Genomic DNA, 13,558 nt, shown 5'->3' with positions numbered 1-13,558 from the left:
CGCTCGCCGGCTCGCAGCACTACAACTCGAGTTCGCCGAGAATCTGATGGGCGAGCGCTTTGGCTTCCTCTAGCGCTTCCGACACCGTGGCACTGACACCTTTGACTTCGTACACCGTTGTCTCGGGTTCGGTCGCATCGTCGCGCGCTAGCTGGACGACGCCCTGAAACCGGCCGTCGTCCAGCGCTTGCACGCCCGGTTTAGCCGTGTAGATCCCTTTCGTGTAGATGACGTCTTCCATGATCGGCGCTCCTGTCCGGACGCATGAATTCATGCTAGCACGCCGATGGCGGATAGACGGTGTGCCGCTTCCGCTCACCGGGGCACTCCCGCTCGCCCGGCGCTTCCGCTCACCCGGCGCTTCCGCTCACCCGGCGCTTTCGCTCGCCCGGCGCTTCCGCTCACCCGGCGCTTCCGCTCACCCGGCGCTTTCGCTCACGGGAATCAAAAGCCGATCATGAGCCGCGGACTATTGCAGGAGTGCGACAACCTCGTCGAGCGTCGGCGAATGCGCGCCGGCATGCCGGCACGCCGCCGCGCCCGCGGCTAGCGCGAACGCCAGATGGTCGCGCCAGGGACGCTCCGGCCGCTGCATGAGGCTGAACAACAGGCCGCCGATGGACGCATCGCCCGCGCCCACCGTATCGACCACCTCGATCCGCGGGGGCATCGCGGCGATCGTTTCGCCCGGCGCGATCAGCGTCGCAGGACCCGAGCCGCGCGTGACCAGCAACGTGGCCTGCCGATTCATCGCACGCAGCTCTTCCAGCGCCGCGTCTTCGTCGGTGCCGAACAGGCAGCGCAAATCTTCGTCCGAGACTTTGATCAAATCCGCGAGCGACGCCATCGTCTCCAGCATCGGGCGATAGCCGTGTTGCATCAGATTGCGGTAATTCGGATCGAAGCTGATTTTGACGCCCTGTGCGCGTAGATCGGCCGCCAGCGTCGATAGCGTGGCCGAGAGCGGGGCGCGCGCGAGGCTAATGCCGCCGAAGTGCGCCCAGCGCGCCGCACCGGCCCAGCCTTCGGGCAGCGATTCGGGATCGAATGCCAAATCGGCGCTCGCGTCGCCGATGAAGAAGTACGCGGGCGGGTGCGTCTCGTGAACGATCGCGAGCAGCGGCGCGCGCTCGACGCGTTGCAAGAACCGCAAGTCGAGACCGGCGGCTTCGCTCGCCCGATACAGTTCGTCGGAAAAGCAATCGACGCCGATCGAACCGGCAAACGCGCTCGGGACGCCCAGGCGCGCCACCGCGCGCGCGACGTTCCAGCCTGCGCCGCCCGGATGGGATTGCCAATGCGGGCCGCCCGTGCGAACGAGATCGGTGAGGATATCGCCCGCGCTGACGAACTGCGGAAAAGCCGCCGGCGATCCGGCGGGTTCGGCCTTCGTCGCGGTGGCCGTGCTCATTGCGTTTGGATTTTGCATAGATCGTATGTTCAAGCTCGGTTCGCGAAATTGCCGCCGATTCCGTTTCCGTCTCCGTTTCCGCCGATGCCTGTCGCCCCGCCGCGACCGTTGAAACCGTCAAGGCCATTCAGACCATTAAGACCGTTAGGGCCGGCGCCAGCCTGCACGCCCGACGCTTGCGCGCCGGTTGCGTCGCCGTTGGTCTCGACGAGCGCGTTCAGCACCTCATAGCAGGCACCCATCGTGTGATAGTCGGTCTTGCCGGCCGGGCTCTTTTCGTCGCTGTACTTGCGGTTGTCGCACGTGAGGATGCGATACCAGGCACCGTGACGGTGATCGACGAAATGCGTCCAGCTATAGCTCCAGATCTCGTCATACCAATCCCAGAAGCGCTCGCTGCCCGTGCGATGACCGAGCAGCGCCGCCGCGGCGAGCGTTTCGGCCTGCACCCAGAAGTACTTGTCGTGGTCGCAAATCTTGCCGTCGGGGCCGAAGCCGTAGCATAGGCCACCGTGTTCGTCGTCCCAAGCATGGGTGAGTGCGGCGTCGAACAGTTCCACGGCGCGCGGCACCAGCCAAGGCAGCGGGCGATGCCGCTCGAGGATCAGCAGCAGCTTGGCCCATTCGGTCTGGTGCCCGGGCTGAAAACCCCACGGGCGAAAGATGTTCGAGCTGTCTTCTTCGTTGTAGTGCCAATCGACCGACCAATCGGCGTGGAAGTGTTCCCAGACGAGCCCGTGCGAAAGCTGCGCCTGGCGCTGAGCGATGTTCGTCGCGACGCGCTCGGCGCGATCGAGGTAGACGAGATGCCCGGTGGCCTCGTAGGCCGCGAGCAGCGCTTCCGTCGTGTGCATGTTCGCGTTCTGGCCACGGTAGGTCGACACGTGCCAGTCGGGCGTCGCTTCGTCGGCGTACAGGCCGGCAGCCGGATCCCAGAAGCGGCGTTCCATCAACTCGAACGTCTCGGCGATCTGCAGCCGCGCTTCTTCGATGCCCGCCATCGCCGCATGAGCCTGGGCCAGCAGCACGAACGCGAGGCCATAGCAGTGGCGGGTACCGTCGGTCGTCTTTTTCTCGCGGTTGCGCCACTCGATCTCCCAGTCGTATCCGCGATGCTCGGGATCCCAGTGCGCATCGCGCAGGAAGGCGAGACCGTGGCGTGCGTACTCGAGGTATTGTGGATCGCCGAAATGGCGATAGGCGGCCGCGTAGTTGAAGACGAACCGGCAACTGCTGACGAGGTGGCGCGAGCTGCGGTTGTAGACCGTGCCGTCGTCCTTGAAGTAGTGGTAGAAGCCGCCGGAGGGGTCGTGAACCGTCGGCGCGTAGAACGCCAGCGTGTCGGCCACGTGCTCCAGCAGGAACGCACGATCGCGAAAGTCGCCGACGGGCGGCACCATCGTATTCGTATGGATGGCGCCCGATGCGGGCTTGGGGCTTCGAGAGGCGTTGGGCAGCTTCGTCATGATGTGGTTTCCGATTCAATGCCGGCCCCGCCGAACGCATGCTGCGCGTCCGTACCGCCGGCCGTACTCGCTCGCACGACGAGCCTCACGGGCAGGCGCACCGTTAGCTCTCCGGGTGTGTCTTCCAGCAGCAATTGCACGCCGCGCGCACCGAGCGCTTCTTTATCGATCGCGATCGTCGTCAGCGCAGGCGTGGCGTGCGACGCGGCGGGGATATCGTCGAAGCCGACGAACGCGATGTCTTCGGGCACGCGCAAGCCGCGTGCGAGCGCGACGCGCATCGCGGCCAAGGCCGCCACGTCGTTGTAGGCGAAGACGGCGTTCGGGGTGCGCTCCGGACCGTGCGTGTCCAGCAAGCGCTGCATCGCTAACGCCGCACCTTCGTCGGGCGGCAAATGCGCATCGATCGACGTTTCTAGGGAGGGATCGAACAGCAGGCCGGCCTCGAAGAACGCACGCCGATAGCCGAGCGCGCGCTGCGCGATGCTGTAGTGCGCGAGCGAACCGCCGATGAAGGCGACGCGCTGGCGCCCGAGCGCGAACAGGTGGCGCATGGCGAGCGCCGCGCCGTCCGCGTTGTCGAGGTTGACCGAGCGCATGTTCGGCGCCCAAAGATCGATCAACACGAGCGGGCGCTGCATCGCGGCGACGGCGGCCAGCGTTTCGGGTTCGACGAAGCCCGCGACGGCGATCGCGTCGGGCGCATGCAGCCGGAGTTGCTCGGCGACGTCGTCGAGCGGCCCCGCCGTCAGCAGCGACGGCACGATGCCGTGGGCGCGGCAGGCGTCTTCCACACCGTGCAGGACGTGCGAAAAGAACGGACTCGCGCCGAAATTGTTGTGCTGACGATGCAGCAAGAAGGTCAGGCGGCGAATGCGCGGGCGCAACTGCGCCGCATCGTAACCCAGCCGCTGGGCCGTTTCGACGACACGCAACCGCGTGGCTTCGGACAATCCCGGCTGATTCTTCAACGCGCGCGAGACCGTGCCGATCGACACGTTCGCCGCTCGGGCGATGTCGCGAATCGTGGTGGCCATCGTCGCTCGCAGTGGGTGGGTGAGAATGCGGTCAATTGTATAGTAAAAATGGCGAACGATTCGTGGGCAGACGTTAGGAATTCACCTTAAGCGTCGATGCAGTAAGGAAGGTTGAATGAAAAGATGTTTAGTAAAAATGCTAAACGGCTATTTTGGCGCGCTGGAGGCGGATGCCCAGTCCTACGATGCCGATGATCAAATTCGACAGACGCCGCAAGCCGGGCGGCTGTCGCCGGCGGCGGATGTCTAAAAGCAGGACGACGCGCACCTTATCGCTCGCGTTGCGCACTTCGTGTTCGAACGTGTCGTCCCAGAGCATGAACTCGCCCTCGTGCAATCGGTGGACTGTGCCGTCGACGGTGAGCATGGCGGCGGGGCGGCCGGCCGCATCGAGCGGCATGACGAGCGGTAGATAGCCGCGCACGATCCCGCGAAATGGCCCTCGATGAGGCGGAATGTGTTTGGCCGGCGCCAGAAAGGAGAACGAAGCCGACAGCACGTCGGGGGTGCGTGCGACGAGCGCGGCGAGCGTCGGACAGCGCGTGAGATTACGGTGGATGGGTACGCCATAGGCTTGCATGATGTACATGCGCCAGTCGCGCGCATCGTTGGCTGAGATGTCGGCCTGTGCGGGCATGATGTCGTGAAACCTGGGGATGGCGTCGAATCGCCGCGCGACGCTTAGCGCTTCGGCGCGCAGTGCCGGCAGCGCGGCGACGAACTGGGCCGCCTCGGGGAAATCGCTAGCGATGTCCAGGATAGCGGGCTCGACCAGCCGCCGGTCGTAAAGCCGCCGTAGGAGGCGCGCGCCCCTTTCGTACAGTTGTCCCATCGGAGGGATCCTCGTCGTCCGACGGCGTCGCGCGCGGATGCGCGCTCAGGCGCGTCGCCGGCTGAGCACCGGTGCAGTATCGCATCGGCAGACGATTTCGGCGCGTGTTAGCCGAGCGCGCCGACGGGCTGCGCCATCGTGGCGGCTGGGGGCTCGTGCAGATGCAATTGCGCCGCGCCTTCCTCCATGTCGACGACGAAAAAGCCGCTGGCTTCCTGCTTGGCGCGATGTTTGGCGAGCGCCGCCACGGAGGCGATCTCCTCGCTGCCGTAATGCAAGCCGCCGCGCGCGTCGGGGCTCACCCGCACGCAGCCGATCGCCATCGTCACGAAACCGAAGAAGGTGGGGTTGCCGCGCCGGTCTTCGCCGTGGATCCCGCCCGCGGCGCGGTCTTCGTCCGCGTAAAAGCGCAGCGCCCCCGTGTCGAACGCGCGCAATGCCCGCTTCGCGCGCTCAGCCCAATCCTCGCTCTGAAATAACACGAGGAAGTCGTCGCCGCCCACATGGCCGAGAAAGTCGCGCGTCGGATCGCAGACGTCGGCAAGTACAGCCGCCGCGAACTTGAGCACTTCGTCGCCCTGCCAATAGCCGTAGCGATCGTTGAACGGCTTGAAGTGGTTCAGGTCGACGTAGCAGGCATGGAACTCGGCACGATGCTCGACGAGCCGGGCGATGTGCGAGCTGATCGGGATGTTGCCGGGCAGGAACGTGAGCGGGTTCGCGTAGCGGGCCGCTTCGATGCGCACCTCCGTGACGGCGCGCACCAGGCTCTCGCCGGTACCGAGCCCGACATAGCGGTCTTCGTCGGTAATCACGAAGCCGTCCGCGAGGTAGCGTTGGTCGTCGCTGGCGAGCAGCTTGGCCATTTGTTCCACGGTCATCGATTTTTCGATGACGACCGGCGAAGCGTTGGCGAACAGCATGCAAGGACGCTTGCCGAAGAGTTCCCGGTGGTAGGGCAGCGCGTAGCGATCCATGAAGGCGCGCCGGTTGATGAGCGCGATCGGGCGCTCGTGCTCCACGATGGCGACGGCGTGCAAGGTCGGCAGGCGGTTGAACAGTTCCAGCACGTCGTTGTTCGTGGCGCTTTTAGGCAGCGCGGGGGCGGCGACGATCATTTTCGCGGCCGCCATGCCGCCGGAAGGCGAGGCGGCAACGGGGGTGCGCGTCGCGCCGGGAAAGACCGCGATATGCCCGGCGCTCAGCGCCTCGCGCGCGTTCGGCGCGAATTCGCGCGACGCCCGTGCGGCGGGCCGGCCGATAAAGAAGCCTTGACCCAACGCGATGCCCATGTCGCGCACGACGATGAGATCGGCCGCGTTTTCGATGCCCTCCGCCACGAGCCGCGCGCCGCTCGCACCGGCGAAATGCTGCATGGCGCGCACGGCCTCGAACTTCAGCGGATCGTTCGCGATGTCGTGGATGAAGAACCGATCGATCTTGACGACGTCGGGCTGCAATCGCACCCACAGGTTCATGCTCGCATTGGCGGTTCCGTAGTCGTCGAGCGCGAACTGGATCCCTGTTTCGCGCAGCGCGCCCACGGCCGGGACGAACCGGGCCACGTCGGGGATCTCCCCTTGTTCCGTCAGCTCGAGCACGATCCGATCGACCCCCAAGCCGTGTTCGTGCAGCCAAGCAACGGTGCGATCGCGCGTCTCGCCCAGGCCGACGAGCGCTTCGGCGCTGAAATTCAGGAACAGCTTACCCTCGCACCCTAGGCTCGCGAACGCCGCGACGCAGGTGCGTGCCGCCGCGTGTTCCAGTGCGACCGACAGCCCTTCGCGGGCCGCTTGCGCGAACAACGCCCCGGGCGTTTCGAGCGCGGAGCCGGCGGGGCCGCGGATCAGGCCCTCGTGGCCCAAAATGGCGCCGCCGTCGAAATCGACGATCGGTTGGAAGACGGCGGTCAGCGTGCGCCGAGCGATCAGCTCGGCAACGCTCGGTTGGTCGAGCAACGGGGACTGGCTCAAAGACATGACAGGACTACAAGCCGGAATGATTGGACCATCGGCTTATCGACCGCAACGCTTGAGAGTTGAATGAATTTTCGATGAATCGATGCACCGATTGGGTGCGCGACTGGATGCGGTCTCGCTAGGGTGTGTGAGACGGCGTGCTCACTGGGCCCCCGGCCGGCTCGGCCGCCGCGGCCCTAATCGGCGAGCGGCTCGCGCCCGGGCTGAGCCAGGGAATCGTTGGCGGCGTCCCCTCGGACGTGTTCGCGCACGCGGTCGGCCCGGCCCATCGCGTCGGCTTCCTTGAGCGGCATGGCGACCTCGTACGGCCGCGCGGCGATGACGACGCGATTGCGGCCGCTGCCTTTGGCGTCGAGCAGCGCGGCGTCGGCGCGCCGGATCACGCGTTCGATCGGCTCCCCGCGCAGGTGCTGAGCGACGCCGACGCTGATCGTCAACGCGACTTCGAATTGGCGCCAGTCCTCGATCCGGCGCCGCAGCCGTTCGGCGACGCGCGCGGCGTCATGCTCGTCGGTGCCCGGCAGCAGGACGACGAACTCGTCGCCGCCGAAGCGGCCGGCGACGTCGCTCGGCCGCATGCTGTGCTGGATATGCTGGGCGATCAGTTGCAGCGCGCGGTCGCCGGCATCGTGGCCGAAGCGATCGTTGACGGACTTGAAGTGATCGGCATCGATATAGAGCACGGAAAACGGCTGCCCCACGCGCTCGGCGCGCAGCAAGATCCGGCGACCGAGTTCGAACATGCGGCGCCGCCGCGGAAGCTGCGTGAGTTCGTCGATATCGGCGAAGGCGCGCAGCTGACGTTCTAGCCGAAAACTTTTCTTCTGCGAGCGCAGCGCGAACAGATTCGTGACGAGGCTCGTCGAGATGGCGATGAACATCGACAAGACGACGCCGAACTGTTCGACCGCGGGCGGCTGGCTGATCGCCACGAGGGCGAGCGGGCCCGCCACGGCAAGGATTGCCGCGGCCGGGAAGTCCCATCCTCGGAGCAGCACGGGACTGAACGTCAACGGAATCAGAACGAAGGCCGGCAGCACGATCAGCATGCCGTCGCCCCATTGGAGCGCGTGCATGACGATGCCGGCCTCGAGCGAGGCGATGAAGGCAAGGGCGGCGAGGCTCGCTCGCAGCCCGCTGCCCTGGGTCCAAGCGAACAACAAGGCCAACGTCATCGGCAGCGCGGGCAGGGCAGCCATGAGCGCCACGGGCGCCATATGCTGCTTGCCGAGCCATGCGTCGCCCGCCACGAGCACCACGTAACCGACGAGCGCGGTCGCGAGTTGCGCGCAGAGAAAAGACCAGAGCCGGTGGGCGGCGTAGTCTTCGAACGAAAGATTGTCTTCCGGCGCCTCGATCGTTTTGGCGCGCCGCCCCCGGATGCGCCGCAAGCGGCGCGACGCCGCCTCATGGCGACCGTCGTGAGATCGATCCTCGCTGGTCATTTATTGTCTCGCTTGGAAGTGCAATTTCGGCATTCACGGAAACAGCTTATCGGCACCCCGTTTCGTGGCGCCATTCTAATAGCGCTAAATGCCGCGCGGAACGGTTTTAAGAAGATTTATGAGCGACGGAGGGTCGCCTGGGGGGATACGGTGCTTTTTGACGGACGTCGATCGAGCTTTTGAGGCGCACGCGAGGCGCTGTTCAGCCAATTGCAAAGGCGGCGGATTCACATTTTTTATGTATCTTCGAAACGCCAAACGTTTGCCGCCGGGCGGCAGTTCTTTTCGGACGGCAAAAAACTCGGCGCCCTAATCGATTTTCTCTATCGGAGAGATAGGGGGATTCTGGATGCAATGCAATATTTCATGCCGTCCACGGTGGAGCGGTGCGTACGCGCGCGCGACGCTAGCTCCCCTGGGGCCGGCGCCTGGCTTGTCTAGCGCCCCCGGGCACCGGCCGCCCCGGAATCTTCGCGTGCGGACCAGCGTTGAGCCAGGGCGGCGCAGACCATCAGCTGCACCTGGTGAAAGAGCATGAGCGGCAAGACGACGGCGCCGACCGCCTGCGAGGCGAAAATGACCTTGGCCATCGGGATGCCCGATGCGAGGCTTTTCTTCGAACCGCAAAAGACGATCGTGATTTGGTCTTCGCGATTGAAGCCGAGCCTTTTGCTGGCGAACGACGTCATGCCGAGCGCGGCCGCGAGCAGCAGCGCGTTGACGACGAACAGGCCGGCCAGCGCCGTGAGCGGCAGGTGATGCCAAAGCCCTTCGTTGACGGCTTCGCTGAATGCCGTATAGACGACGAGCAAGATCGAGCCTTGATCGACGAAGCGCAATACGCCGCGATTGCGGTCGATCCACGGACCGATGAGCGGCCGGAGCAACTGACCCGCCACGAACGGCACGAGCAATTGCATGACGATTGCGCCGACCGTATGCCAGCCGGAGCCCGAGGTGGCGGCGTGGTTGGTGACGACGATGCTCACGAGCGCGGGCGTGAGAAAGATGCCGATGAGGCTCGATGCGGACGCGCTGCAGACGGCGGCCGGCACGTTGCCGCGCGCGATCGACGTGAAGGCGATCGACGATTGGACAGTCGACGGCAGGGTGCAGAGAAACAGAATGCCGGTATAGAGCGCGGGTGTGACGAGCGGTGCGACGAACGGCTTCAAAGCGAGCCCGAGCAGCGGAAACATCACGAACGTGCTGAGCAGCACGAGCACGTGCAGCCGCCAGTGCGTCGCGCCCGCCACCACCGCTTCGCGCGAGAGTTTCGCGCCGTGCAGGAAGAACAGCAGACCGATGGCAATGTTGGTTATCCAATTAACGGCGACGGCCGTCTCGCCCCTGCAAGGCAAAAGACTGGCAAAGACGACGGTACCGACGAGCGCAAGCGTGAAATTGTCGGGAACCAGAAACGGAGGGCGGCGCATAAGCGAACTTCTCTTTTATTGCGAAATGGAACCGCCGACGGGCGCAAAACCCGTGACGGAAAATCGGGGCGCAAATGACGATGCGCGGTGCGGCGAAATGGTCGCACGAATACGCGGCCGCAGACAAAACCGCCACGGTAACACCGAGTTACAACGGCGTCGCTCGCCTAACACTTTTTGCCTCGACACCTTGATGGGCGACCCATAAATTACACATCGAGATCCCTCGGAGCACGATTTATCTGACGACCGCTCGGTAAAGATGGCGCGTGTGACGCGCCGGTGCGCGACGGCATCCCATAGGGCGGTAGGCGAGTGCATCGATCATGGCGGATTCGGCTTTAAACATCATCGGACGTTGGGCGGCAGCGGCGCTTTGCGCGGCTGCGGCTTCGATCGCCCATGCTCAGCCGCCGCACGGCTACCGGGCGCAGTTTGCCGCGCCGAACGCTCATGCATTCTGGGGCGCGCCGCATCGTTCCGCCGCCCCGCTCGCGCCGCATCGCGTGCCCCGGGGTAACGAACCCCGCTCGTTCGTCATGGCGACGGACGCGTACGGGCACGGTGGCGCACACATAGTGCCGGCCCCTGCGCTGGCACCGTCGACCGTACCGTTCCGGCCTGTCAGCGACGAGGCTCGCACGCTGGCGCGCGAGGGCGGCAACGCCTACATGCGGGCGGGCTCGATCCGTGCGGATATCGCTCGCTACAACGAGGAGCGCGAGGCGACTCACGTTCCGCGCCCGCCCAATGCGAACGGCGACGAACCGCGCGGCGCGAGGCAGCCGTCGGTCTATCGCAATTAATCCGCCCGCGGCGCTTGCCGCTGGCGTCCTCGCATTCGCTTTTCTCATCCTTGCCGGTGGCCGCGGCGGCTAAAGCTCGCCGCGGCTCGGCGAACCCGGTCGCCTCGTTTACCCATCCCGTTTAATCCATCGGTGCTGTGCGGGCGTGTGATGCAAATACGCCACACTTTTGCACTCGGATCCCCGATTCCACCGACAACGAAGCACTCCTCGGACAAAAACATTTTGTCGTCCGCGGGCCGTGCGTCATATTGCTCCCTGTTTCGACACCGAAGTCTGCGAGCGAACGCCGGCGCGCCTTTCCGGCCGATGGTCGTGCGCTCGCCGGGTGCATGCGGCGGTATTCGCGCACTGTGCCGAGGCAGCCGTGCATTCGTATGCAGCATGCTTAATCGAATCGCTATACCGGCAATAAGCGGACGTAATTTTGTCCATCAATATGGTCCGTAACGATGGATCCGCCCCCGAACAACGTAGGCGCGCCGCGGCGCCCCAGCGGCCGCACGCTTCACTTTTTTGACAAAGACAGGAGATCGTATGAAAGCCACCGTCAGCCGCGCGCTGAAGAAGAGTTTCCGCATGGCGGCCGTCGCCGCCTTTGCTGCCGCCGCAGGCACGGCCGCGCATGCGCAATCGAGCGTTCAGCTCTATGGCCAGGTCGACACGTGGGCAGGGATGCAGCAATTCCCAGGCGGGCAACGCGCGTTTGTGGAAGGCGGCGGCGGCATGTCGACGTCGTACTGGGGGATGAAGGGCGCGGAAGACCTCGGCGGCGGCTATAAGGCTGTCTTCACGTTGGAAGACTTCTTCCTGCCGCAAAACGGCAACTACGGGCGTTTCACGGGCGACAGCTTCTTCTCGCGCAATGCGTATGTGGGTATCGAATCGCCTTACGGTACGGTGACGGCGGGCCGCCTGACGACGCATCTTTTCGTTTCGACGATCCTGTTCAACCCCTTCATCGATTCGTACACGTTCTCGCCGATGGTGTATCACGTGTTCCTCGGCAACACGGCGACGCCGACGGGCGCGACGTACGGGACCGACACGGGCGTGGTGGGCGATTCGGGTTGGAACAACGCGGTGCAATACTCGACGCCGAACTATAACGGCCTCTCGGGCAGCATCATGTACGGCCTCGGCAACCAAGCCGGGAACAACGGTGCGAAGAAGTGGAGCGCGCAGTTCCTGTACTTCCACGGGCCGTTTGCCGCGACCGGTGTCTATCAGTACGTGAACTTCAACAATAGCCCGGGCGATCTCGTCAACGTTCCGGCGTTCGGGACGATCGTACCGTTCAAGAGCCAGAGCGTCGCCCAGTTCGGGGCGAGCTACGACTTGAAGTTCGTGAAGTTCTACGGCCAGTACATGTACACGAAGAACGACAACTTGACGGGCGGCAGCTGGCACGTGAACACCGGGCAGGGTGGCGTCACGGTGCCGGTCGGGCCGGGTACGGTGATGGCGTCGTACGCCTATTCGCGCGACGCGGGCGGGCTCGATCAAACGCGCCGCACGTGGGCGCTCGGGTATGACTATCCGCTGTCGAAGCGCACGGATCTGTACGCGGCTTATATGAACGACCGCTTGAGCGGGTTGTCGACGGGGCAAACGGTGGGGGCGGGGATTCGGGCGAAGTTCTAAGCGGATGGTCGATGGGGCGCGCGAGGCAGAGGGAGTCTTGGCCTCGCGGGTCACGTTCGGGCCTGTCACGACCGGAGCGTTGCGGCGGGGGGATTCTTTGTTCTCCCGCACAGGAATAATGACGACAAAGCAGTTTTCGGTATTGAGTCTGTTCACCGGCGTGGGCGGCTTGGACTATGGCTTCGAAGCGGCCGGCTTCGAGACTCGAGTCGCGCTCGAAAGGGACCGCCAGTGCTGCGAAAGCCTCCGTGCGAGCCGCGATTGGCCTGTCATCGAAGACGATTTACTCGAGACCGCCACCAAAGACATCTTGAAGGTGGGAGGGCTGCGCGCGCGCTCGGTCGATATGCTGATCGGCGGTCCGCCCTGCCAACCGTTCTCGAAGAGCGGTTGGTGGAAATCGGGCGACAGCTTGCGTCTGGAAGACCCGCGAGCGAGCACGTTGGGCGGATATCTCAGAGTGCTCGAAGACGTGCGGCCACGCGCATTCTTACTTGAGAACGTAGAGGGGCTCGCTTTCGGCGGCAAGGACGAGGGCTTGAGGCTACTTCTCGCCGCCGTCGAACGTATCAACGCGACCCATAAAACCAGCTATCGTCCCGTCGTCGTCACCCTCAACGCTGCCGACTTCGGCGTTCCTCAAACACGCAGCCGCGTATTCGTGATTGGCGCGCGAGACGGGCGCGTGTTTGTACCGCCTGTTCCGACTCACTACGATCCAGAAGGCCCGGCTTCGCTCTTCGCTGAACCTTGGATGACCGCCTGGGACGCGATTGGCGGAACGAGAGAACCGAAGGACGATTTGAGCCTCACCGGCAAGTGGGCCGATTTGCTGCCGTCGATTCCCGAGGGGATGAACTACCTATGGCACACAGACCGCATGGGCGGCTTGCCGCTGTTCGGCTGGCGTCGCAGGTATTGGAATTTCTTGTTGAAGCTGGCGAAGAACCGGCCTGCATGGACCATTCAAGCGCAACCCGGGCCTGCAACCGGGCCGTTCCACTGGAAGAATCGGCGCTTAAGCGGTGAGGAACTGGCGCGGCTGCAAACCTTTCCGAAGGATCTGCGGATCACTGGCAATCGCATCGAGGTTCAGAGACAGATCGGCAACGCGGTTCCGAGTTTACTGGCCGAGGTGCTTGCGCGCGAAATCCGCCGGCAGTTTTTCGATGCGCCGTTGGCTGGCCTGCCGCTGCTTAGCGTGAAGCGTCGCGCGCGGTGCCCTGCCGCGGAGCCCGTCGCGCCGGTACCGATGAAGTTTTTGAGTTTGGCGGGCAGTCACATTGCGCATCCGGGCACGGGCAAGGGATACCTCTATCAACTCGATGCGCGACTCGAGGAAGCGTAGGGACGATTTGCGCGCTGTCGCTCGGTGATTTCTAATGTCGACATTCCACGACCTGAAAACAATAGGAAATGTCGGTGCAAATTGAGCAGCGTCTTCGCCATATAACGGACCCAACGCCTTGCAACCCGTTCGGAACGATCACTGCGCAGGAGGT

General features: G+C 64.5%; 11 protein-coding genes. 3 read left to right on the top strand and 8 right to left on the bottom strand.

What is annotated here, in order from left to right; translation table 11 throughout:
* Positions 1 to 19: 19 nt before the first annotated feature.
* The 8 genes from ACTHN9_RS11765 to ACTHN9_RS11730 all read right to left on the bottom strand — a co-directional run bounded on the left by ACTHN9_RS11765 (position 20) and on the right by ACTHN9_RS11730 (position 9,606).
* Positions 20 to 241: a hypothetical protein gene (locus ACTHN9_RS11765; protein ID WP_440536936.1), complete on the bottom strand. Its 222-nt coding sequence runs from the start codon at positions 239 to 241 to the stop codon at positions 20 to 22.
* Positions 242 to 469: 228 nt separating this feature from the next.
* Positions 470 to 1,411, bottom strand: coding sequence for a carbohydrate kinase family protein (locus ACTHN9_RS11760; protein ID WP_440536935.1), 942 nt, complete (start codon positions 1,409 to 1,411; stop codon positions 470 to 472).
* 29 nt (positions 1,412 to 1,440) lie between these two features.
* Entirely contained in the window at positions 1,441 to 2,877 is a 1,437-nt protein-coding gene (locus ACTHN9_RS11755) for an AGE family epimerase/isomerase (RefSeq protein WP_440536934.1), read from the bottom strand.
* Positions 2,874 to 3,914 carry a LacI family DNA-binding transcriptional regulator gene (locus tag ACTHN9_RS11750; RefSeq protein ID WP_440536933.1) on the bottom strand — a complete coding sequence of 347 codons (1,041 nt, stop codon included), beginning with the start codon at positions 3,912 to 3,914 and terminating at the stop codon, positions 2,874 to 2,876. The genes ACTHN9_RS11755 and ACTHN9_RS11750 overlap by 4 nt, the downstream gene beginning before the upstream one ends.
* Before the next feature lie 139 nt (positions 3,915 to 4,053).
* Complete coding sequence (locus ACTHN9_RS11745; RefSeq protein ID WP_440536932.1) at positions 4,054 to 4,746, bottom strand: aspartyl/asparaginyl beta-hydroxylase domain-containing protein; 693 nt, start codon at positions 4,744 to 4,746, stop codon at positions 4,054 to 4,056.
* Between the two features lie 107 nt (positions 4,747 to 4,853).
* Positions 4,854 to 6,725, bottom strand: a complete 1,872-nt coding sequence (locus tag ACTHN9_RS11740; RefSeq protein WP_440536931.1) for an EAL domain-containing protein — start codon at positions 6,723 to 6,725, stop codon at positions 4,854 to 4,856.
* 176 nt (positions 6,726 to 6,901) lie between these two features.
* Entirely contained in the window at positions 6,902 to 8,170 is a 1,269-nt protein-coding gene (locus ACTHN9_RS11735; protein ID WP_440536930.1) for a GGDEF domain-containing protein, read from the bottom strand.
* 437 nt (positions 8,171 to 8,607) lie between these two features.
* On the bottom strand, positions 8,608 to 9,606 hold the full coding sequence (locus ACTHN9_RS11730) for a bile acid:sodium symporter family protein (protein WP_440536929.1): 999 nt from the start codon (positions 9,604 to 9,606) through the stop codon (positions 8,608 to 8,610).
* 326 nt (positions 9,607 to 9,932) lie between these two features.
* On the opposite strand from ACTHN9_RS11730, the gene ACTHN9_RS11725 reads away from it, so the two are divergent.
* The 3 genes from ACTHN9_RS11725 (at position 9,933) to ACTHN9_RS11715 (ending at position 13,404) form a co-directional block, all read left to right on the top strand.
* Complete coding sequence (locus tag ACTHN9_RS11725) at positions 9,933 to 10,412, top strand: peptide-binding protein (RefSeq protein WP_440536928.1); 480 nt, start codon at positions 9,933 to 9,935, stop codon at positions 10,410 to 10,412.
* A gap of 537 nt (positions 10,413 to 10,949) precedes the next feature.
* Positions 10,950 to 12,056, top strand: coding sequence for a porin (locus ACTHN9_RS11720; protein ID WP_440536927.1), 1,107 nt, complete (start codon positions 10,950 to 10,952; stop codon positions 12,054 to 12,056).
* 118 nt (positions 12,057 to 12,174) lie between these two features.
* Positions 12,175 to 13,404, top strand: coding sequence for a DNA cytosine methyltransferase (locus ACTHN9_RS11715; RefSeq protein ID WP_440536926.1), 1,230 nt, complete (start codon positions 12,175 to 12,177; stop codon positions 13,402 to 13,404).
* The last annotated feature ends 154 nt before the right edge of the window (positions 13,405 to 13,558 follow it).

It is taken from the genome of Trinickia sp. (genome assembly GCF_051953405.1).
Taxonomy (GTDB): domain Bacteria; phylum Pseudomonadota; class Gammaproteobacteria; order Burkholderiales; family Burkholderiaceae; genus Trinickia.
This window is presented reverse-complemented; position numbering and strand designations above follow the sequence as displayed.

Coding starts and splice junctions, on each gene's coding strand:
- ACTHN9_RS11765 (WP_440536936.1), bottom strand. CDS start 241: ATGGAAGACGTCATCTACACGAAAGGGATCTACACGGCTAAACCGGGC.
- ACTHN9_RS11760 (WP_440536935.1), bottom strand. CDS start 1,411: ATGAGCACGGCCACCGCGACGAAGGCCGAACCCGCCGGATCGCCGGCG.
- ACTHN9_RS11755 (WP_440536934.1), bottom strand. CDS start 2,877: ATGACGAAGCTGCCCAACGCCTCTCGAAGCCCCAAGCCCGCATCGGGC.
- ACTHN9_RS11750 (WP_440536933.1), bottom strand. CDS start 3,914: ATGGCCACCACGATTCGCGACATCGCCCGAGCGGCGAACGTGTCGATC.
- ACTHN9_RS11745 (WP_440536932.1), bottom strand. CDS start 4,746: ATGGGACAACTGTACGAAAGGGGCGCGCGCCTCCTACGGCGGCTTTAC.
- ACTHN9_RS11740 (WP_440536931.1), bottom strand. CDS start 6,725: ATGTCTTTGAGCCAGTCCCCGTTGCTCGACCAACCGAGCGTTGCCGAG.
- ACTHN9_RS11735 (WP_440536930.1), bottom strand. CDS start 8,170: ATGACCAGCGAGGATCGATCTCACGACGGTCGCCATGAGGCGGCGTCG.
- ACTHN9_RS11730 (WP_440536929.1), bottom strand. CDS start 9,606: ATGCGCCGCCCTCCGTTTCTGGTTCCCGACAATTTCACGCTTGCGCTC.
- ACTHN9_RS11725 (WP_440536928.1), top strand. CDS start 9,933: ATGGCGGATTCGGCTTTAAACATCATCGGACGTTGGGCGGCAGCGGCG.
- ACTHN9_RS11720 (WP_440536927.1), top strand. CDS start 10,950: ATGAAAGCCACCGTCAGCCGCGCGCTGAAGAAGAGTTTCCGCATGGCG.
- ACTHN9_RS11715 (WP_440536926.1), top strand. CDS start 12,175: ATGACGACAAAGCAGTTTTCGGTATTGAGTCTGTTCACCGGCGTGGGC.